A 22289-nucleotide genomic window follows, 5' to 3' on the forward strand; every position below is an offset into this window, starting at 1 on the left:
TTTATTAGTATCCACTTATTGAAAAGGCGGTATTTTTGATACTTTTAGATTAAAATTCTTTTTATAGAAAATAAATGTGCCTAATAAAAATAAGCTAAGAAAACTAAAATTCCGCGCTACATCAATATACCAAGCTGATTTTCCAAATAATAAATCAATCATTAGCATAAATCCCATGAATCCTGTATGTAAGATGAGGCTATTGCTAATTTTTGATTCTGGAGCAAAAGATGTATTTCTATAACCTAATATAATTGAACCGAGAATTATAAAAGTGAATAGAATTATGGTAGCCATAGTCTCAGTTAACCAAGAAACTTCTATACGTAACAAACCAGCAAGACATGCGAACCAAAGGAAAATAAATAAGCTTCGTTTTAGAAAATAATCTTTCATTTTTATATGTCATTTATATACTTAATTTTATAGATTATATAATGATTCTTATTTGTAAAAAATTATCATTTTAAAATAAATTAAATATTTAATGGCTCCCAACACGATTCATCAGAAGCCTTATTTATTCTATTAGCCCTTTTTCACCAAGTAATGAAATTCTTTATGACCATTTTCATCTAAGCGTTCTTCTTGCAAAAGCAACTCATGACCTAAATGCATACAAAATTTAGGAATATCCCACGATGTCGAATTGTCTGTTGCAAAGACCTCAACCACATCTCCAGACTTAGATTTACGAATGGCTTGATGCAACATCATGACAGGTTCTGGACAACGTAAGCCACGTGTATTGAGTTGTACAGTAGGTGAAATAGGTTGTTCTGACATAACTAACTCGAACAAATAGAATTTTCACATTTTAGCATAAACCCATCACGGACTTATGAACTGTAACTGGTGTTTACATAACAATATGTGTTTTGTCTTTTACTTTGTTTTATAGATGCATAAGGGCCTTTTCTTCGGTATGATCATTGTATTCATTTGATACATTGAGTCTTTAGGAAAGATCATGCAAGAGGAACCGAGTCCGTCGTGGGGAATGCGAGGCTTACGAAAGTGGTTAGGTACAGCGCCCGAAACCCGAGATGAATTATTAAAACTAGTCCAAAATTCACGTCGTTTTTTAGAACCTGATACTGTTGCCATGCTTGAAGGTGTTCTTGACCTTCCTGCTACAAAAATTCGTGAAGTCATGACGCCACGAACAGCAATGATCAGTATGCAAGAAGATGATCAGTTACTTGATATTCTTCACGTATTGGTTGAGTCTGCTCACTCACGTTTTCCAGTTTTCTCAGCTGACCAACCCGATAATGTTGTCGGTATTTTATTGGCAAAAGATTTATTGCCATTTTTGACTGAACCAAATACCAAATTAGATATTAGCTCGCTTATGCGCCAGCCATTATTTGTGCCTGAAAGCGCACGTTCAGATCAAGTTCTTCGTATGCTCAAACATACCCAAACCCATATCGCGATTGTCATTGATGAATATGGTTCAACGGCTGGGCTTGTTACGCTTGAAGATATTCTTGAAGAGATCGTGGGTGAAATTGAAGACGAACATGATACTGCTGATGAAGATGCACAGTACATTGTTCCAGATAACGACCATACTGTAGCGAATGCATGGATGGTGCAGGCACTTACACCAATTGAACACTTCAACACTGTTTTAGATGCTGATTTTTCTGACGATGAAGTAGAAACTGTCGGCGGTTTATTGCTTCAAGAAATTGGTCTAGTCAGTGATTTACAAGGTCAGACAGTTGAACTTGGAAAATGGTTATTTACGATTGTTGAAGCAGATGCCCGCACTATTCATCTGATTCGAGCTGTACGTCAATGAGAGCATACTTTGAAAAGCTGTTAGATTCTTCGCAACAACAAAAACAGCTTCCTTTAATTTTTCCATTGCTCATTGCTTTATTTTCAGGTGCCGTGTTCAGCTTTGCACTGGCACCTTATTATTGGTGGTGGCTGGCAATTTTGTCTCCTGCCCTACTCTATGCGACATTGCATAAACGCTCAGCCAAACAAGCATTTGCGATTGGCTGGAGTTATGGTTTTGGTTTATGGTTTGTAGGGGCTTTCTGGCTCTATACATCTATCCATGTATATGGCGATACCAATGCCTTTTTAAGCGTATGTATGATTGCTGTTATGGCTCTTGTGATGGGCTTATTTACAGCATTTCAAACTTGGGTTTATCGACGCTTCTTCCCTGAAACACCGCTGACTTTCGCACCTCTCTGGATTATTTTTGAGTGGGCTAAAACTTGGGTATTTACGGGTTTCCCGTGGCTATTTGTAGGTTACGCTTTTACTGAACGCCTACTCGATGGTTATGCACCGCTATTTGGTATTTATGCAATTTCCTTCGTGGCAATTGTTCTAGCGTGTGCTTTAGTCGAAGTTCTACGTAAGCGTATTTTCTGGGTTATCCCTGCTGCCCTATTGGTTTTGGCCGCATGGGGAGCATCATATATTCAGTTTGTACAACCTAAAGCAACTAAACCACTGAGCGTTTCGCTTATTCAAGGTAACATTCCACAAGATTTAAAATGGCTAACCGAATACCAAGTTAGAACATTAGAAATTTATGCTGGTTTGACTCAGTCTGAATGGGGCCGTGACCTGATTGTATGGCCTGAGTCTTCAATTCCGCTCTTCCAAACCGACATTGAACCGTTTTTGGATGCCATGGATGCACAAGCGAAAAAGAACCATACCGCTTGGGTAACCGGTATTCCTTATTGGGATGTTGCAAAATCACATCAAGTCGGCAGTCCTCTGTATTACAACAGTATTATGGCGTCTGGCAGCGATTCAAGCGGCCTTTATAAAAAGCAGCGTCTTGTGCCGTTTGGTGAATATATTCCGCTTTCAGGTTTACTCTCTTGGGTGTTACCAGCCATGCAAAATGATATTAGCATGAGCGGTTTTACACGTGGTGAGAGCAACCAGAAACCACTCTTAATTAAAGGGCATGCGCTTGCTGCTGCAATTTGTTATGAAGTGGCATATCCGAACCTGACACGACGTAATGCAGAAGATAGCGACTTCTTGGTGACTGTATCTAATGATGCTTGGTTTACGGGTACTGCTGGCCCATGGCAACATTTACAAATGGTACAAATGCGCGCGAAAGAAAATGGTCGCTGGTTTATTCGTGCAACCAACACAGGTGTAACAGCATTTATTGATCAAAATGGTCATATCACTGAACAAGCACCGATTGATAAAGAGTTTGTCTTGAGAGGTGATTTACCAGCTATGCAAGGCCAAACTCTCTATAACCGTCTAGGTGATTACCCAATTTTAGGATTTACAGTATTACTGTTGGTTTTAGGTTGGATCTATCGTCCACGTCAAGTTGATGTGTCTTATAAATCACGTCGCTAAATTATAATAGCTTTGTACCCAGAGGAACTTCAAACTCTGGGATACAAAGTGCTACATCCCCATCTGCGTTATGAAACCCTGTCACCAAGCATTCTGATTGAATAGGCCCGATTTGTTTTTTAGGGAAATTTACGACAGCAACTACTAATTTACCAATCAAGTCATGAGGTTGATAAAGTTTAGTAATCTGAGCACTCGATTTACGTACACCCAATTCTTCACCAAAATCTACATGCAAAATATAAGCAGGTTTACGCGCTTTTTCAAAAACCTCAGCTTGAATAATTTTACCCACACGAAGCTCTACTTTTAAAAAATCATTCCACTCGATCTGTTCCACTTTATATTTCTCATATTCTTAAATCTTCAAATCAAAAATACACAATATAAAAAAATAAATTATTTATGTTTAATTTGAAAATTCCATGTTAAATTAAGGCCGCTGATTCAAAAGCCGTAAACGTTTACGTCAATCAACGTTCCAACATACCTCCAACAAGGCTTGGAGCTATTTGTTCAAAATATTTTTATATTTTGAATGGCACGGGCGTTTGTTGGTTTACGGAGTCAAAATGGAAAACCAAAAAACTTTCTATAGTTTTAAGAAACTTCCAAGTCGCTATACTGCTATTGTTTTACCTTTTTTTCTATCCATCATTATGACTTTTGTAGTGTCTATGGTCAGTACTTTACGAAGTTTAGGATTAGAAGAGTTTTCTATAAATGTCTGGATGTCAGCATGGATCATTTCTTGGTTAATTGCTTTTCCAACACTACTTTTGGTATTACCTGTCGTTCGTAAAATCACGGCACTATTAGTAGAACCTGTTTAAAAAATGAAAACGTAGATATTGAGTCTACGTTTTATCTAAAAATTTGGTTTTAAATATCATTAAAAAGCGATTGATAATTGCAAAGATAAATAAGCAACTAAACTTGATAAAAAAACCATGGGTACATAGCGATAAGCTTTAAAAAGTAATTGTTCATATTTAGAAGATATTTGTTTAGCTTGCCATACACTCGCTTTTAATGCAGTGAAAAAACTCACCATTAACCATGCACTGACAATACTTAATGCAAAGAAGCCAATCATGATTTGACTGCTACCTTCTGTACTTAGCCATAGTTTTAATGAAACTTCAGCAATGGGTAATAATGCTAAAATCAATAGGACAGACTTAAGCATCGCCCAATGAAACTGATTTAGTTCATCAAGTACGAGAAATGCTTTCATTTAATCTCTCCCATAGTTTTATAAAGTGATTTTTATTTATTATGCAAAGCTTTTATTTAAATATATAGCTTATTTCCTCTCATATTTTAACTTTCTTGTAACTATTAAATATGGGAATAATTCTTATTTTAAATCTCAAATCTAATTATTAACTTTATTATTTTATTTTCAACAGCTTATTATATTTTTGTGATTAAGAAAGATTATCAATTCGAATTATCAATTTCTCTTACTCTCCGAATCGATAATCTCTCTTATATTTTAATTAAGGCTGGTAATAAATATCTGCATCGTTACCTTCACCACCTTCTTTACCATCTGCACCAAATGAATATAGGTCAAAAGGATGGCCGTCTTTTCCAGGAATGACGTATTGAATATCATTTTTCCAACTGTCTTTAGGATAACCACCTTTCACATAACCACCTGGCATCCAGTTTTTTGCTGTAGCAGGTTGATTAATAAGTGCATCTAGTCCACCTTCTTGCATAGTTGGAAAATGTCCGTTATCGAGCTTGTACTGATCTAAAGCACCCGCTACCCCCTTCAAGGTAATTTGAGTGGTATCGATTTTAGCTTTTTCACTACGACCCATGACGTTCGGCACAATTAAAGCCGCCAACACACCTAAAATAACAATCACGACCATGACTTCAATAAGGGTAAAGCCTGAGGCACGTTTCATTCGAGCACCGCTCGAACGTGCCGAAAGTCTGAAAGCTACGCTTGAGGTTTTTTGAGCATCCTTAACGTGCTCTTTTTGTTTCATGACCATCTTCATCATTATCTCTAATATCAAAGTTATTAAATCATATTGTTCATATTTACGATTGGCAGCATAACCGCAATTACAATAACCAACACAATGCTTGCCATTAATACCAGCATAAGCGGTTCAAGTAATGCCAATAAGGTTGAAATAAATGTCGTCACCTCACGGTCTTGCATAGTTGATGCACGTTCCAGCATACGGTCAAGCTCACCTGATGCCTCACCACTTCGAATCATTTGTACCATCATTGGTGGGAAATAACCACTGCGCTCCAATTGCGTACCCAAGTTACCACCTTCGGTAACACGCTCAGCAGCATGGGCAATAGAGTCACGGATGACCCAGTTATTGGTCACAGCAGCACCAATTTTTAGAGCATCCACCAACGGCACACCCGAACGAGTCAAAATAGATAAAGTACTGGCAAAGCGTGCAGCATTAATACCACGAGACAGTTTACCGAATAATGGCAATTTGAGTGTTAAGCGATCAAAAGCATAATGACCAGCCGTTGTTTTTAAAAACCGCACAAAGGCAACAACGCCTATCACAGCAAAAAGGATGATAAAGACCCACGCATGGCGAATAAAATCACTCGCTTTCATTAAAGCGACTGTAATCCATGGTAAGGCATCTTTGCTTTGATCGAAGGTTTTTACAATCTCTGGAACCACATAGGTCATTAATCCCATCACAATACCAAAAGACATCAGCATTAAAATGATCGGGTAAATCATGGCACCTTGAACTTTCTTTTGCATGGCAAAACGGTTTTCGGTGTAGTCAGACAACTGATCTAAAATGAGATCTAAATGACCTGAACGCTCACCTGCTGCAACCGTTGCAATATAAAGGTCAGGAAAACGACCTGACTGTTGCATGCCTTGCGCAAGTGAGTGCCCTTCTAATACTCTTGAACGAACCGAGAGTAAAAGATTTTGCACATGTGCTTTTTCACTTTGTCTGCTCACGGCGCGTAAAGCTTCTTCTAGAGGAATTGCAGCAGCGACCAAAACGGAGAGTTGTCTGGTCATCAGTGCTAAATCATAAGCACTAAACTTTTTCTGGAATAACCCGTGGCTTTGATGCTTATCTTTTTGTTCAACAGGGTCAACGCTAATCGGAGTCCATGCTTTATCGCGTAATTGTTGGCGAATCTGACGTGCTGAGTCTCCTTCAAGCACCCCCTTTTGCTGCTTCCCTGAAGCATCAATAGCAGTAAATTGATATGCAGGCATGGTAATGTTCTAATTTTCCAAAAATAATAGTCGCTGCTGTTGCATCTATGCTACGCAATCATTCATATTCATTCTATAGCCTGTGTAGAATACCCAAGTCCTCTTCACGACGCTATGCCGTTTTTTAAAATTGACGAAATGAGCCTCTATGACCATAACGCCAAAGCCTGATTCAGTTGTTTATCGTGTGCGTGTTGCCGTACCTGTGCATCTGTACGACACTTTTGACTATACACTCACCAAAGCACAATATGAACGGGCTCAAGTAGGTTCACGCGTCGCAATTTCATTTGGACGGCAAAACCTGATTGGTATCATTACTGAAAAAGTTGACCCACAAGAATCATTTACAGGTAACTTTCAGCTTAAAGCCATTTCTGAACTTTTAGATGATGAGCCTATTTTAGATGAACAAGTTTTAAATTTATTGACATGGTCAGCACAATATTACCAATTTCCGATTGGTGAGGTGATGCAGACTGCTTTACCTGCGTTATTACGTCAGGGTAAACCCATGGATGTGTTATTTCATTTATGGAAAATCATTCCATGTGACAATGTTGAAGCTCTGCTAAAACGCTCAATCAAACAACAAGACGCTTATCAAATTTTAAAATTACACCCTGCCGGAACTACAGAAAATATTCTTAATTTGAGTGGTGTAGAAACTGCGACACTTAAAGCACTTCAAAAGAAAGGACTGGTAGATTGTACGCTTGAGCCGCATGACTTTAGCCCAACACCCATACAATTGGCTCAAATGCCACTCACGCTAAATGATGACCAAAAGAAAGCAACTCAGCACGTCATTAATGCACAGCATCAATACCAAGCATTTTTACTAGATGGCTTAACTGGAAGTGGTAAAACTGAAGTTTATTTGCACATCATGCATGAGGTGTTAAAACAAGGTAAGCAAGTCCTAGTATTGGTTCCTGAAATTGGCTTAACCCCTCAAACTATTTCGCGCTTTAAGTCTCGTTTTAACTGCGATATTGCTTTATTGCATTCAGGCTTAAATGACTCTAAACGCTTACAAGCATGGCAACAGGCACAAACTGGTAAAGCATCTATTATTTTAGGGACTCGTTCCGCCATTTATACGCCGCTGCCACGTCTGGGCCTCATCATTTTAGATGAAGAACACGACCTGTCTTATAAGCAGCAAGAAGGCTTCCGTTATCATGCGCGTGATGTCGCACTGTACCGAGGCCACTTACAAAACTGCCCTGTTATTTTAGGTTCGGCGACTCCAAGCATCGACAGTTATCACTTGGTAGAAACTGGTAAGTTAACTTCACTGCAACTTAACCAACGTGCAGGCCACGCGCTTTTACCTAAAATGCATTTGATTGACCTTAAAATTGTCAAAAAGCAGCATGGTATTAGTCAGCCTTTAATCGAGCAGATTAAAAATACCCTAGCAAGAAAAGAACAGGTTTTAATTTTTTTAAATCGTCGTGGCTATGCGCCTGTATTGGTTTGTGAAAGCTGTGGATGGCAAGCAAATTGTCCACATTGCGATGCACATTTTACGTTGCACACTCAGCCTTATTCTTATTTGCATTGTCACCACTGTGGCACAGTTCATCGCTTGCCAGACCACTGCCCTGAGTGTCAGCAGAAGAGTTTAAAAACGTTAGGTGCAGGAACAGCCAAAGTTGAAGAGCACTTACAAGAATTATTTCCAGACTATGATGTGATTCGGGTCGATCGTGACAGCACCAGTCGTGTCGGTAGTTGGCAAAAAATCTATGATCGTATTCATCAAAACAAACCAACAATTTTGCTTGGTACTCAAATGTTGGCAAAGGGTCACCATTTTCCACATGTGACCTTGGTTGCTATTTTAGATATTGATGCGGGTTTACTGAGTGTCGATATTCGTGCGCCAGAACGTACTGCACAGTTGATTGTACAAGTGGCTGGTCGTGCAGGTCGTGGAGAACACAAAGGTCATGTTTATTTACAGACTTTAAGGCCAGATCATCCTTTACTCACCACACTCATCGAAAAAGATTATCGGGCGGTCGCGAAACAAACATTAGCTGAACGAAAAGTTGCATTACTGCCGCCTTATCGTTATGCAATCTTAATTCGTGCTGAGTCGAAAGATCGTGACTATACCTTACATTTTTTAAATGAAGCTGCCGAACAGCTTCGCCAAATTGCAGGTGATATTGTTGATATTTGGGGGCCGATTCCAGCACCAATGGAACGTAAAGCGGGACGTTACCGCGCCCATATGGTGATTTTGTCTGCCGACCGTGCTCGTCTGCATTTTTACTTAAGACAATGGTGGGCTCAGTTGGTTCATGCACCAAGACAGCATCAACTTAGACTCTCTATTGATGTTGACCCGCAAGAATTTAGTTAGATGATTTGAATATCATGGTGTGAAGAAGCCCTTTTGGCTTTACACTTAAAAAGATCAATACATTCGGGGTAATGAATGTCATTCCTACTGCAAGCAACAATTTTTCTTGGAGCTTCTCTGATTTTAGTCCCTTTGGGTAAACGCTTAGGGATTGCAACAGTTTTAGGTTATTTATTTACGGGCATCCTTCTTGGCCCAAGTGTTTTAAATATTGCTCATGACCCTGAAGCCATTATGGAACTGGCTGAGTTTGGGGTCATCTTACTTATGTTCCTCATTGGCTTAGAGTTACGTCCTCAACGTTTATGGGAAATGCGTGACTCCATTTTCGTGATGGGAAGTTTGCAAGTGGTGATTACGGGCGTAATTCTCATGCTCACCGTATTGCTACTATTTCAGCAACAACTTGCTGCCAGCTTTGTCATTGGTTTTGCGCTTGCGCTGTCTTCTACAGCCTTTGTATTACAGTTACTGACTGAAAAACAACAGCTCAACACCACCTATGGTCAGCAATCATTTTCAATTTTGCTTTTCCAAGATATTGCAGCGATTCCTTTACTGGCAGTGATTCCACTGTTGGCAGGAACTGAATCTACCCATCATGGTATTGCTTATTTTGCGGCCATCATTGCAACATTCAGTGGTCTGTTCCTATTTAGTCGTTATGTGATGCGTCCATTTTTCCGTTTCGTTGCAAAAAGTGGTGCAACTGAACTGATTACCGCGGTGGGGTTATTTATTATCCTTGCTGTTGTGCTACTCATGGATACTTTAGGGATTAGCACAACTCTAGGCGCTTTCCTCACTGGGGTACTTTTAGCCGACTCAGAATTCCGTCATGAACTTGAAGCAAGTATTGCTCCGTTTAAAGGACTATTACTTGGTTTGTTCTTTATGACTGTGGGCATGACCACACAACTGTCTTTATTTATTGAAATGCCTTGGCTCATTATTGGCGGAGCGATTGGCTTACTCGTTATAAAAACCCTCGTGTTGACCGCTATTGCCCGCTATAAAAAATATAGTTGGAACAATAGCCTGCTGCTTGGAACATGTTTAGCGCAAGGTGGTGAATTTGCATTTGTCATTTTAAGCCTTGCCAAAAGTGAAAAAGTTTTGACTGATGCTTTATTAGAACCTGTTACCCTGATTGTGACGTTGTCGATGGTCCTTACCCCAGTCATTTACTGGATTATGGCAACTAAAATCATTCCTTTGTTTAATAAAGAACGCCCACCTGAATATGATGAAATTCCGCAACAAGATAATCCAATTATCATTGCTGGGTTTGGTCGCTTTGGACAAATTATTGCGCGTATTGCCCGTTTGCAGCACTTAGGCTTTACTGCCATCGACAACAACCTTCATCAAGTGGACTTTGTGCGTCGATATGGCGGTAAACTCTACTATGGAGATGTCACCCAACCTGACTTACTTCGCTCGGCAGGCATTGAAAAAGCCCAAGTATTTATTCTCGCAATAGACGATGTCGAAGACTCTATGAACGTTGCACGGCATTTAAGATTGAACTATCCCCACATAAAGTTACTAGCACGTGCACGTGACCGACATCATGTACATCTATTAAGAGACTTAGGTGTTGAACATATTTGGCGTGAAACCTATTTATCATCATTAGGTATGGCTTATCGCGCTTTACGCGAACTTGGTATTTCCGATGAACAAGCCTATAACAATATCGAAATCTTTCGAGATTATGATGAGAAATTACTCATTCAGCAGCAAAGCATTTATACCGATGAACAAAAGGTTTTTGAAACTCATCGTAATGCGCTGGCTGAACTTGAACATCTCTTTGAAAGCGATGCACAGCAAGCCACATCAAGACATGACGTGAATTTAAAGCGTCATTTACAACCAAATCGTATCGACATTACACGAGATCACGAAGAATAACTTGAGATTTCGTAAAATGGCTATATTAAGGACTTATTCACATTGCCTAAATGATTGCGACAATCGGTACAAGAGTTACCGATGTCCTGCTTGCAGCCACGCTGCATTCCCTAAGCTTGATTAAACCGAAGTTGTTATAATCTGCTTAGGGCCCTGGAGAATATTATGTCTGATTTACGCCAACGCTTTTATATAGAGGACTTTCCTGTTCGCGGTGAAGTAGTTCATCTGGAAGAAGCATTACAAACTATTTTAGCTCAACGCGACTACATGCCTGCGGTTAAGATTCTATTAGGCGAGATGTTGAGCGCGACTGCATTACTTGCAAGTACTTTAAAAATCAAAGGCCGTATCAGCTTGCAAATCCAGGCTAGCGGCTCTTTCAAATGGGCCATGGCTGAATGTAATCACTTAGGTGAAGTTCGTGCTTTAGCAGACTACGAAACAGATCCTCGTTTTGTTGAAGCAACTGACAGCAGTACAGTCCTTGGCGCTTTAGTTAATCCAATTTTATTTATTAACATCGAGCCTGAGCATGGTGAGCGTTATCAAGGGATCGTACCTCTTGACCAAACAAACTTAGCGGGCTGTTTGATGCAGTATTATGATTTATCTGCTCAAATTCCAACTCGTATTGTGTTGGCAAGTACAGCTAAACGCTCTGGTGGTTTACTCATTCAGTTATTACCTCGTCATGATGAAGAAGAGCAAAAACTGGTTGATGAAGATTTATGGCCACGTTTAACCATGCTGACTGAAACGCTCAAGCCTGAAGAACTGACTGAGCTTTCAGCGAATGAAATTTTGTATCGTCTCTATAATGAAGAAGAAGTACGCTTGCCAGAAGTTGAACACTTAAAATTTGGCTGTACTTGCTCTAAAGAGCGCTGTGCTAAAGCACTCATTCAAATTGGTGTTGATGCTGTTCATGAAACACTGGAAGCTCAGAACCCAATTCAAATGGATTGCCAGTTCTGTAATACTCGTTATGAATTCACTGCCGAAGAAGCATTAGGTCTGTTTGGTGAACATTTGAGTTAATCCCTTACTTTATAAAAAGGCGGTCAAACCGCCTTTTTATTTATCTATAGTTTTTTGATGATAATTTTCAGCATCTTATTTTAAATCAGTTAATATGAGCTTACTTTATAGCCTAATAAACAAGATGCTTATATTTCATGAATTATTTTGATTATTTTCTCTTTATTTTTAGTGTCATTATTATGATTGCTACACCTGGCCCAGTCATGATTTTAGTGGCAAGCGCTGGGCTTAAAGGTGGCTATAAAAAAGCACTGGAAACCATTTTTGGTACAAATCTCGCATCACTGGTTTTAATTTTTATTTCAGTACTCGTACTCAAAGGAGTACTCGGTATTAATGAAAGCTATTTAAATATTATTCGTTTTTTAGGCTGTCTCTATATTGGCTATTTAGGATTTAGTATTCTTAAAGAAGTGATTCAAGCTCCACATCCAGAAGCAATACAAACCGTTTCTGCCCAAAATGGTGGTTTTAAAAAAGGCTTTTTGGTCGGTATTTCAAATCCTAAAGATATTATTTTCTTTTCAGCTTTCTTTCCTCAATTTGTCTCTATTTCACCTAACTTAAATTTCAGTCTAACTGTTCTTACCCTGACATGGATTGTTTTAGATTTTTTAACCCTGTCTTTAGTGTATGTGTTTTTCCGTCGCCTTTCTAACAGCCACTTATACCCTAAAATACTTGGCTTATGCGGCCTATTGCTTTTACTAATTGCCCTATACGGTTTATATCAGACGTTCATTTAAGCAATCAGAGGCATAACCCTAATCGACTTATGTCTCTTCCACCTTGCCTCTCCATTTCTGTAAGAGAACAACTCTTATACAATCTAGCTCATTGAAAGCCTTAAAAATTGTTTCATAATGAAATAAACAACACCATCGTGATAAAACATTATGGCCAAAAATTATTATGAAGAATTAGGGGTTACACGAGAAGCCTCTGCTGATGAAATTAAAAAAGCATATCGGAAATTAGCTCGTAAATATCACCCCGATATCAGCAAAGAAAAAGATGCAGAAGAAAAAATGCAGGCGATTAACGTTGCCTATGACACGTTAAGCAATGCAGAAAAAAAAGCTGAATATGACCAAATGTTAGATCACCCACAGGGCTTTAATGACTTTGGTCAAGGTGCAGCTCAAGGTGGATTTGATGGCGCGCGTTTTTATCGTCAGGGCTTTACGGGCGGCGGTGGTGAACAAGCTGATTTTAGCGGTTTCGAGGATTTGTTCGGCCGTTTTGGTGCTGGTTTTGGTGGTGGGCAACAACAATACCAAAGACAACAACGCAGTTACCGAGGTGAAGATCAGCATGCCAGCATAGAGGTTGATCTTGATATTGCCTACCATGGATCAACACAACAGATTACCTTACAAATTCCGACTGTGAATGTCTATGGTGAGCCTGAGGTACAACGTAAAACCCTACAGGTGAAAATACCGAAAGGCATGAAGGAAGGCCAACAAATTCGCCTAAGCGGACAAGGACAAAGTGGTATCAATGGTGGTGCCAACGGCGATCTTTATATCGAGATTCAATATAAAGACACAGATCGTGTTCATGTCGAAGGCAGTGATGTATATTTAACTGTAGATGTAGCACCTTGGGAAGCTGCATTAGGTCAAGGTATTGAAGTAAAAACACCTGCTGGGTCATTACATGTCAATTTACCTAAAAATGCAAAACAAGGACAACAGCTACGTTTAAAAGACAAAGGGATACCAAATAAAACGCCAGGCCATCTTTATTTAATTTTAAATATTGTATTCCCGCCTGCACATTCTGAAAAAGAAAAAGAAGCGTATCAGCAATTGGCAGAAGCCTTTGCTTCATTCGAACCTCGTTCATCTCATTAGGGAGCAAGATCATGACAACCATCCATTATCGAGAAATTGTATGTGACGGCCACACCTTTAGTGCTGAAGTCGTTGATGAACAATCTACATTTGACTTACAACAATTTGCTCAAGCCTGTGGTCAAAGCCCAGACTGGATTTTAGAGCTTATTGAGTACGACATTTTAGTGATTGAAAGTACCCCTGAGAAACATCAGTTCATGGGTGAAGATGTCGTTCGTGCTCGTAAAGCGTATCGTTTACAACGTGACTTTGACGCAAGTTTGGCAGCAGTTGCGGTGATGTTAGATTTGATTGATGAAGTGCAACAACTTAGAAAACAGTTGAAGCATTTTCATTAAGATTTTTTCTTCTAAATAATCTTTCACACAGGTATGAGCTAACGTGATGGGCGGCATGGATGCCGCCTTTTGGGCTGCGGTAACATGGATGTACCGTCAGTCCAAGAAAGGGGTTTTGTTACTTTTGCCCAGTCAAAAGTAAGGATATGCCTATGCAATAAGTATCAAATTAATCCCTAAATTTGAGGCAGTACTAACAAATCAACTTTACTGATTTTGAAAATTCCTATTACTTCAACCGAGTAATCTTCTCCACTTCCTTCAAAGTCTGCTTAATCGGTTCATATTCCAAAAACCAGAACAAATTCATACGCTCTTGGCGGTGCTGCTGAGCCAATAAATCAATAACACTTTTCTCGCCACGCCCTACCAAATGCTGTCGATAGAAGTAGTAAAGCAAGAAAACCGTACTGAGCAACATGACACCAAGCATAATCCAGAACCCCACTGGCGACTTAAGCCCTGGAATAAACTCAAAGTTCATTCCATAAATACCTGTTAAGAGTGTAAGCGGTGCAAATACGGCCGTAATAATGGCAAGAATACGCATATTTTCATTGGTCTGGTTTGCAATCGCTGAGAAATGCAAATCAATTGCCGACTGAATAGCGCTACGTAAACGTAAAGTATGCTTTTGAATACGTTCGACATGACTCATTAAATCATTCAAACGAACTAACAGAAGATCTTGAGAACTATGTGTCCGCTCACCAATCACATGATGATAATTTTCTACAATTTCATCTCGAAACTCTTGTAAGGTTTCGATTTGCTCTTCGCATAAATTTTCGACCTGTTGAAAGGCCATGTTTTCATGAAACAGTTGATGCCATTGTTTAAAACGGCGATTGCCCTGTAATAGCTGTTGTTGCCAATGCTCGACCCTTCTAGTTAAAGGTGAACGAATATCAAGATAACCATCCACCATGCTATTGAGCAGACGTAAACACAAATCTACAGGTGAATTAGGCAACTTACGGGTTTTGTTTTGCTCTTCTAAGGTTTTACATAAAATATTTTCAAGACGCTGAATATAATTTTCAATCGACTTGTTGCCCTGCTCACGTACGCTAATCAGAACTTTAGGCGTAAAAATAAAACTAATTGGCGTGGTAGCTAAGCCAAATACACTCTCGTGAGTTTCCCCATTTTTAATTTCATCATCAGGTGTCACAAGCTTTTTGAAAATGAGCAGATCATATTCTTCAAGCGTATCAAAGGCACAAGGATGCTCAATATTGGCAATATCTCGCATATGAAATTCATTAATTGCGACATCTGAAAGCTGCTGAATTTTTTGTTGCCATTCTTCATTATGGTTAACAACATCAGATCTCACACTATCAATCCAGAAAAACTCTAGAACATGTTCAGTGTGCTTTTCTCGGCTCAAAAAAACATAGCCATCCTTTTGATGACGATAAAAATAATAAATCTGCATACCACGTCGATCTATTTGTGTGTTACTTGCATCATGCCATAAAAAAAGCCCGCATCAAGCGGACTTTTTTATTAGTGAGTTAAGCAATTATGCTTGCTCAATATCTTTCATAGTCAATTTGATACGACCACGGTTGTCAACATCAGCAACTTGTACTTTAACTTCCTGACCTTCTTTAAGAACGTCAGTTACGTTCGCAATACGCTCATTCGAGATTTGCGAAATGTGAAGAAGACCATCAGTACCAGGCATAATGTTTACGAACGCACCAAATTCTACGATACGGATAACTTTACCGTCATAGATTTTACCTGGCTCAACTTCAGCAGTAATCGCTTGGATTTTTGCAATTGCAGCTTTAGCAGCAGCTTTAGTTTCACCAAATACGCGAACTGTACCGTTATCTTCAATATCAATAGCAGCTTTAGTTTCTTCAGTAATTTGACGGATAGTTGCACCACCTTTACCAATTACGTCACGGATTTTGTCCGGATTAATAGTAATTACTTCAAATGTTGGAGCATGCATTGAAATTTCAGGACGAGCGCGTGAAATTACTTTGTTCATTTCATTAAGGATGTGCATACGACCAGCAAATGCTTGGTTTAACGCAACCTCCATAATTTCTTCAGTAATACCTTCGATCTTGATGTCCATTTGAAGTGCAGTAATACCGTTTGCAGAACCTGCTACTTTAAAGTCCATGTCACCAAGGTGGTCTTCGTCACCTAAGATGTCTGAAAGTACCGCAAAACGATCGCCTTCTTTCACTAAGCCCATTGCGATACCCGCAACTGGCGCTTTAAGTGGAACACCTGCATCCATAAGAGATAATGACGCACCACATACAGAAGCCATTGAAGATGAACCGTTAGATTCAGTAATGTCAGATACAATACGAATAACGTATGGGAAGCGGTCAGCAGCAGGAAGAACAGCTTGAACACCACGACGTGCTAAACGACCATGACCAATTTCACGACGTTTAGGACCAGACTCACGACCTGTTTCACCTACAGAGTATGCAGGGAAGTTGTAGTGCAACATGAAGTTGTCAGTTTTAGTGCCAGAAAGCGTATCAACCATTAACGCATCACGAGTATTACCCAATGTTGTTGTTACTAACGCCTGAGTTTCACCACGTGTAAATAATGCAGAACCGTGTGCACGGTCTAATACGCCAACTTGAACGTCGATCGCACGAACAGTTTTAGTATCACGACCATCAATACGTGGCTTACCAGACAAGATGTTGTCACGTACTGTACGGTATTTAAGGTCTTCAAATAATTCGTTTACTTCGTCAGCAAGACCTGTTTCGTCATTTTCAGGAACGAACTGAGCTACAGCTTCTGCATAAAGTGCATCTAATGCTGCATAACGATCTTGTTTAACCGCAATCGTATACGCTTCAGAAATTTTAGCTTCGAAAGCTGCTTTTAATTGCTCACGAAGTGTTTCATTTTTAGCTGGAGCAACCCAAGTTGATTCCACTGCACCGGCAGCAGCAGCAAATTCTTTAATTGCTTGAATCGCGATTTGCATTTCGTCATGACCGAAAAGCACTGCACCAAGCATTTGGTCTTCTGAAAGTTCTTTTGCTTCAGATTCAACCATTAATACAGCCGCTTCTGTACCAGCAACCACAAGGTCAAGGTCAGACTGAGCCATTTGTTCAAAATTCGGGTTTAAAACATATTCGCCGTTAATTAAACCAACACGAGCTGCACCGATTGGGCCACGGAATGGTGTACCTGCAATTGCTAATGCAGCAGAAGTACCTAACATTGCAGCAATATCAGCTTCCATAGTTTTGTCAGAAGAAACAACTGTTGCTGTTACTTGAATTTCGTTGAAGTAACCTTCTGGGAACAATGGACGAATTGGGCGGTCAATAAGACGTGAAATTAAAGTTTCAGCTTCAGAAGCACGACCTTCACGCTTACCGTAACCACCAGGGATACGACCAGCTGCATATTGTTTTTCTTGATAGTTAACTGTTAACGGGAAAAAGTCTTGACCCGCTTTTGCTTTAGATTGAGCAACAACCGCAACTAAAACAGTTACGCCGCCCATTGTAATTAAAACTGTATTTGCTTGACGTGCAACGCGACCCGTTTCTAAAACGACTTGATGTTGACCGAACTGGAATTCTTTACGAACGATGTTAAACATTGACATGTATTGTATTTTCCTAATTTTATTCTAGTGAGACCCCTAAGGTTTGGCATTCAGACTACAACTATTGGTAGATAAATGACAAAGCTTAGAAGCCATCACACTAGACCAAAAATTTTAAATAATATTAAACGCAAAGAAGGAGCGCACAAGCGCCCCTTCTATAAATCGCCTAACGATTGATTAGGCGAAACTTTCTTTCCAGAAACAAAGCATAGCAACATGCGATAAACCGAAAACAAAGCAAAATCGAATTAACGACGTAGACCTAAAGCACCGATCAAAGCAGTGTAACGCTCGTGGTCTTTACCATTTAAGTAGTCAAGTAATTTACGACGTTGGTTAACCATACGGATCAAACCGCGACGGCTATGGTGGTCGTGTTTGTGAGCTTTAAAGTGACCTTGTAAATCATTGATTTGAGCAGTCAATAAAGCTACTTGTACTTCTGGTGAACCAGTGTCGTTTTCAGCGCGAGCAAATTTAGCAATGATCTCTGCGCGGTCTGCATTAGTTAAAGCCATTCGATTTCTCCGAGATGCTTAAAAAATAAAATGATATGAATCAGTTGAGCGCAACTGACTGCCGTGCATCACTACAGCAAGTTGCCTATTTTAAGGTATCTATATATGGATTGCAAAATTGTTTTCAGTTACCTGTCATTTTAGACACTGACATACGCATCCGAACCCTGCACACTTGACCGTCAATAAAAAGAAAGAAACGCGAGGGACGTGTGAAAATATTTTCGACCAACACCTGTCCAGTACCAGACGATATTGGATCGGTCATTCATCACAAAGATGAAGTACCTGCTGAACAAGGTGGAATGAATGAACGACAGGTTCAAAAGATCTGGAAAAGTATTGAGTCACTCTATAAAACTGGGAACTATCCGCTCATTACTTTTTGTTTACGCAGGCAGGGGAAAATTTTATTAAATCGAAGCATCGGCTATGCTCAGGGGAACTCTCCAGCAGGTCTGCAAAATAATGCTCTCATTGCAACGCCTGACACTCCTGTTTGTTTATTTTCAGCATCCAAAATGATTACTGCTATGTTGATTCATCTTTTAGATGAAAAAGGTGAAATCAACTTACTCGATCCTGTCAGTTATTACATTCCAGAATATGGTGTAAATGGGAAGCGCCGTGCGACGATCTTTCATTTATTAGCACATCGTGGCGGCATCCCTTATATAGACGGCGAAGTCACTCCTGAATTGCTTTTTGATAAAGATGAAATTTTAAAGCGGCTATATGCAGCAAGACCCGTTTCTCCTGCAGGTAATCACCTCGCCTATCATGCTGTAACTGCAGGTTATATTTTGGGAGAAATTATTGAACGGGTCACAGGACAAGATCTTCGTCAGTTTGTACATGAGACCATCGAAAAACCAATGGGTATGCCCTATTTTAACTATGGTTTGAAGCCAGAATATCGTACAAAAGTCGCACTCAATTGTGCAACAGGCTTACATCCTCGCTTAGGGACAGACCATTATCTCAATCATGTATTAGGCGGCGGTTTACAACTCGCTGTAGATGTCACTAATGACAGCCGCTTTATGGATACGATTTGTCCTGCCGGTAACATTTATACGAGTGCCGAACAGGCTGGACGTTTTTTCGAAATGCTCTTGAGTGGTGGAAGTTATCAAGGCAAACAAGTTTTAAGTGAGAAAACAATTTTTAGAGCAACTCTACCGACCACAGGAGTTAATATTGACCGAACCTTATTAATCCCGATGCGTTATGCATTAGGTCCAATGCTCGGTAGCAATCCGGTAGGTTTATTTGGTCCAATGACTGGTCAAGCTTTTGGTCATCTTGGTTTTTCCAATATTTTATGTTGGGCCGATCCAGAGCGTGATATTAGCGTTTCTCTGTTGACTACTGGAAAATCCGTAGTAGGTACTCATCTGCCTGCTTTGACAAATCTGCTCTATCAAATTTCTAGCCAATGTCCTCGAATTCCTAGAGATCAACGTCGTTCATTGTTCGGTAGTGACTCACATGAAACAGATCTAGTTTAAATAGCAATAATCTAGCTATAAAATAAAAAACCCAAGCATTTCTGCTTGGGTTTTTGGCGCTGTAGTTCTTATTTATCGTGTTTATCGCTGTTCTTATTGTTATATGTGAGATGCTTTATACATCCTTCTTCTAGTTTTACTCACTTCCGTTGTTTTTATTTCTATTTCCTTATGGGATGTATTCTCTCATATCCAATTATGAAGAAAAGTAGTATTTTTCTTATCATCATGTAAGCAAAAACGTACAGGTCTGTCTAATATTTAGCGTTTGTCTGTAACAGCTAAATAACGTACGGTTCTGTATAACATTTAACTTAACAATTCACGGGAAAAATGACTATTTAAGAATCATATTACAAATAAATATATTAATACGATTGGTTTAAATTGTTGATAATAAGGACAAGAAATCGTGTGAAATACATAAAGATTTATTTAATTTATTTGACATGATAAAAACTCAAAATATAAAAAAGCCCTGTAGTCTCTCCCAAAACTACAAGGCTTAGCGGCTGTAAGTTTCCTCTTTATTCACCTACTTCATTGTAAGTTCGCAGTCTCTCGACTTAAGTTATTATTATTGTGCGATTTTGCCCGACATTCCTTGCCAAGCTCGTTGTGCGTTTATAATCTCAAAAACAGGGGGTGTTCTCTAGCAGCAAATATCTCGAATCTATGTAAGCTTTTTCTTACAAAGGTCAAAATATTAAGTTTGACTTAACGAACTACCCGATTAACCTTTTCAACTAAACCGCTTCTTCTTGTCGTACGAACTGTAAAAGATTGTAATAAAGCCTCAGGGTGAACCAAAAGACTCACTACCTTTTTCGCTCGTGTAATCGCAGTGTAAATAAGTTCTTGGCTTAGCAAATTCTTGGCAGCCTGATCGAGAACTACAGCAGTATGTGTAAATTCAGAGCCTTGCGATTTGTGAATGGTTAAGGCAAATGCACTTTGAATACTTTTAGGTAGTCTGTTTGCAGCAACCCATTTATTTAAACTAGGAAAATACACTTCAAACTGTTGAGGCTGAGTACGGTGTTCAAAACATAAACCAATGTCACCATTTGAAATGCCAAGTTGGTAATCGTTATAAGTCATCATAACTGGACGGCCAACATACCACCCTCCTAAGGTCACGATACCTAGCTGTTGTTGTAACCAACGTTCAGCATATTGATTAAGTTGCTGCAAGCCAAATGGTCCATGACGTACAGCAGTTAAAATACGGTAGTCATCGAATGACTTAACGATATTTTCAATATGCTCAATTGAGCGATCATCTTGTAAATAAGCTTTTAGGCTTTGCACATAGCCTTGAAAACCCACCATCAATTTTTGATAGTAAGCTTCTAGCTCTATAGATGCCCCCTCAGGTAAGTATTCAAGCTGAACCACATCGGGCATATTAGCTTCTAAAGGAATTGAACGTAGCTCTGAAACCTGAACAATATCAATTTCAAATTGCTGTAGAACCTGCTCATGATTGATCTGACTGGTTTGCATTTGAATAAATCGTGCCACCTGACCAATTAAAGCATCTTCTGCAAAACGACGACTGGTTTGAAGGTGAACACGGTTTTCAGACAAAGCGTCGATTTGCTGTAAATCTGCAAGTACCGCTCCAACATCTACTGAAGCAAGCTGGTTGGCATCGCCTAGCAAAATAATTCGACAAGACTCAGGCACCGCTTCAAATAATAAAGTTGCCAGATTTAAATCCAGCATAGAGGCCTCATCCACCACAATAACGTCATAAGGCAAAGTCTGCTTTTGATTAAAACGTGGAGTTTGACTATGCCCCATACCCAATAAGCGATGAATAGTTTGGGTACTTTGGTTTCTTAGCTCATCACTAACCAACCCCGACTCAAGCAGTTTTGGGTCATTAAACGAGTTTTGTAAGGCTTCTTGCATACGCTGTGCAGCTTTACCCGTCGGAGCTGCCATTGCTACACGAATATGAGGAATTGCTTGACTCAGCACAGCAATAATACGAGCGAGCGTATAGGTCTTACCTGTACCCGGCCCACCTGTAATGATACTTAAGCTCTGCTGAGTCACCATTTGCAAAGCAGCTTGCTGATGTGGGTCAGTGAGTAAGTTTAAATGCTCTTCACACGAAACTGGTTGAATTGGTTGTTGCTTTAATCGACGAATTTGCTCAGCTAGACGTTGCTCTAGGTTCCAATATCGGTATAATGCCAACCCCTGCCCGTCGTGGACACAAGGGGCAACTTGAGACATCGCTTGTTCTGCGGATATCGCCAGTTGACCAAGTGTTTCTGTTTCTTCTGGGCTAATCGCAATACAACTGTCACCTTGCAAGCTCGCTTCAATAAGCTGCTGCAAAAAACAAGCTGCCTCTGGAGCTTTTGTCTGTGCAGTAAACGGAGCTTGATTTAGAAAGGTACTCCAAGTCGTCAACCAGCTTAAATCGCTTTGTTCAGGGCTATTTAGATTGTCCACACACTTATCCACCTA

At 39.7% G+C, this 22289-nt stretch carries 20 protein-coding genes; 10 read left to right on the forward strand and 10 right to left on the reverse strand.

The genetic code is table 11. The features are described 5' to 3' along the window. Positions 1-15 precede the first annotated feature (15 nt). Together I8T81_RS16860 and tusA are read right to left on the reverse strand one after the other, a co-directional pair. Positions 16-396, reverse strand: a complete 381-nt coding sequence (locus I8T81_RS16860) for a hypothetical protein (RefSeq protein ID WP_198071693.1) — start codon at positions 394-396, stop codon at positions 16-18. A gap of 132 nt (positions 397-528) precedes the next feature. After that, a complete protein-coding gene (tusA, locus tag I8T81_RS16865; protein ID WP_002053527.1) occupies positions 529-786 on the reverse strand; it encodes a sulfurtransferase TusA in 258 nt (85 codons plus the stop codon). A 184-nt stretch (positions 787-970) separates the two neighbouring features. Between tusA and I8T81_RS16870 the strand changes: the two genes are divergently transcribed. Together I8T81_RS16870 and lnt are read left to right on the forward strand one after the other, a co-directional pair. Further along, positions 971-1810, forward strand: a complete 840-nt coding sequence (locus I8T81_RS16870) for an HlyC/CorC family transporter (protein WP_198071694.1) — start codon at positions 971-973, stop codon at positions 1808-1810. Then, positions 1807-3366 (forward strand): apolipoprotein N-acyltransferase, encoded by a 1560-nt coding sequence (lnt, locus tag I8T81_RS16875; protein ID WP_198071695.1) that lies wholly within the window; start codon positions 1807-1809, stop codon positions 3364-3366. Before I8T81_RS16870 ends, lnt begins: the two co-directional genes overlap by 4 nt. A gap of 1 nt (position 3367) precedes the next feature. On the opposite strand, the gene I8T81_RS16880 is transcribed toward lnt, so the two are convergent. Continuing rightward, positions 3368-3706 (reverse strand): tRNA-binding protein, encoded by a 339-nt coding sequence (locus I8T81_RS16880; RefSeq protein ID WP_019456905.1) that lies wholly within the window; start codon positions 3704-3706, stop codon positions 3368-3370. A 232-nt stretch (positions 3707-3938) separates the two neighbouring features. Here I8T81_RS16880 and I8T81_RS16885 point away from each other — a divergent pair, with 232 nt between their 5' ends. Then, positions 3939-4199 (forward strand): DUF2798 domain-containing protein, encoded by a 261-nt coding sequence (locus I8T81_RS16885; protein ID WP_019456904.1) that lies wholly within the window; start codon positions 3939-3941, stop codon positions 4197-4199. Positions 4200-4258: 59 nt separating this feature from the next. Here I8T81_RS16885 and I8T81_RS16890 read toward each other — a convergent pair whose 3' ends face one another. The 3 genes from I8T81_RS16890 to gspF all read right to left on the reverse strand — a co-directional run bounded on the left by I8T81_RS16890 (position 4259) and on the right by gspF (position 6613). Next, entirely contained in the window at positions 4259-4603 is a 345-nt protein-coding gene (locus I8T81_RS16890) for a hypothetical protein (RefSeq protein WP_019456903.1), read from the reverse strand. A gap of 265 nt (positions 4604-4868) precedes the next feature. Beyond that, the gene (gspG, locus tag I8T81_RS16895) at positions 4869-5384 is read right to left on the reverse strand and encodes a type II secretion system major pseudopilin GspG (RefSeq protein WP_017393987.1); all 516 of its coding nucleotides are present in this window, start codon (positions 5382-5384) and stop codon (positions 4869-4871) included. Between the two features lie 23 nt (positions 5385-5407). Beyond that, positions 5408-6613, reverse strand: a complete 1206-nt coding sequence (gspF, locus tag I8T81_RS16900; protein ID WP_004699003.1) for a type II secretion system inner membrane protein GspF — start codon at positions 6611-6613, stop codon at positions 5408-5410. A 148-nt stretch (positions 6614-6761) separates the two neighbouring features. Between gspF and I8T81_RS16905 the strand changes: the two genes are divergently transcribed. From I8T81_RS16905 to I8T81_RS16930, 6 genes are all read left to right on the forward strand, one after another. Next, complete coding sequence (locus tag I8T81_RS16905) at positions 6762-8990, forward strand: primosomal protein N' (RefSeq protein WP_198071696.1); 2229 nt, start codon at positions 6762-6764, stop codon at positions 8988-8990. 75 nt (positions 8991-9065) lie between these two features. Then, the gene (locus tag I8T81_RS16910) at positions 9066-10907 is read left to right on the forward strand and encodes a monovalent cation:proton antiporter-2 (CPA2) family protein (RefSeq protein ID WP_198071697.1); all 1842 of its coding nucleotides are present in this window, start codon (positions 9066-9068) and stop codon (positions 10905-10907) included. A gap of 165 nt (positions 10908-11072) precedes the next feature. After that, positions 11073-11948: an Hsp33 family molecular chaperone HslO gene (gene hslO, locus I8T81_RS16915; RefSeq protein WP_004710781.1), complete on the forward strand. Its 876-nt coding sequence runs from the start codon at positions 11073-11075 to the stop codon at positions 11946-11948. 137 nt (positions 11949-12085) lie between these two features. Then, positions 12086-12697, forward strand: a complete 612-nt coding sequence (locus I8T81_RS16920; protein WP_198071698.1) for a LysE family translocator — start codon at positions 12086-12088, stop codon at positions 12695-12697. A 150-nt stretch (positions 12698-12847) separates the two neighbouring features. Then, positions 12848-13810 carry a DnaJ C-terminal domain-containing protein gene (locus I8T81_RS16925; RefSeq protein WP_019456898.1) on the forward strand — a complete coding sequence of 321 codons (963 nt, stop codon included), beginning with the start codon at positions 12848-12850 and terminating at the stop codon, positions 13808-13810. 11 nt (positions 13811-13821) lie between these two features. Continuing rightward, entirely contained in the window at positions 13822-14151 is a 330-nt protein-coding gene (locus I8T81_RS16930; protein WP_019456897.1) for a chaperone modulator CbpM, read from the forward strand. Between the two features lie 229 nt (positions 14152-14380). Here I8T81_RS16930 and I8T81_RS16935 read toward each other — a convergent pair whose 3' ends face one another. The 3 genes from I8T81_RS16935 to rpsO form a co-directional block, all read right to left on the reverse strand. Continuing rightward, a complete protein-coding gene (locus tag I8T81_RS16935; protein ID WP_019456895.1) occupies positions 14381-15592 on the reverse strand; it encodes a magnesium transporter CorA family protein in 1212 nt (403 codons plus the stop codon). Positions 15593-15679: 87 nt separating this feature from the next. Further along, positions 15680-17767, reverse strand: coding sequence for a polyribonucleotide nucleotidyltransferase (gene pnp / locus I8T81_RS16940; RefSeq protein WP_170318156.1), 2088 nt, complete (start codon positions 17765-17767; stop codon positions 15680-15682). A 257-nt stretch (positions 17768-18024) separates the two neighbouring features. After that, positions 18025-18294, reverse strand: a complete 270-nt coding sequence (gene rpsO / locus I8T81_RS16945) for a 30S ribosomal protein S15 (protein ID WP_001229357.1) — start codon at positions 18292-18294, stop codon at positions 18025-18027. A gap of 212 nt (positions 18295-18506) precedes the next feature. Here rpsO and I8T81_RS16950 point away from each other — a divergent pair, with 212 nt between their 5' ends. Beyond that, positions 18507-19805: a serine hydrolase domain-containing protein gene (locus I8T81_RS16950; protein ID WP_198071699.1), complete on the forward strand. Its 1299-nt coding sequence runs from the start codon at positions 18507-18509 to the stop codon at positions 19803-19805. Between the two features lie 717 nt (positions 19806-20522). Here I8T81_RS16950 and recD read toward each other — a convergent pair. Continuing rightward, positions 20523-22274, reverse strand: a complete 1752-nt coding sequence (gene recD / locus I8T81_RS16955; RefSeq protein ID WP_198071700.1) for an exodeoxyribonuclease V subunit alpha — start codon at positions 22272-22274, stop codon at positions 20523-20525. Positions 22275-22289: the final 15 nt, after the last annotated feature.

This window comes from Acinetobacter seifertii (assembly GCF_016064815.1).
GTDB lineage: Bacteria > Pseudomonadota > Gammaproteobacteria > Pseudomonadales > Moraxellaceae > Acinetobacter > Acinetobacter seifertii.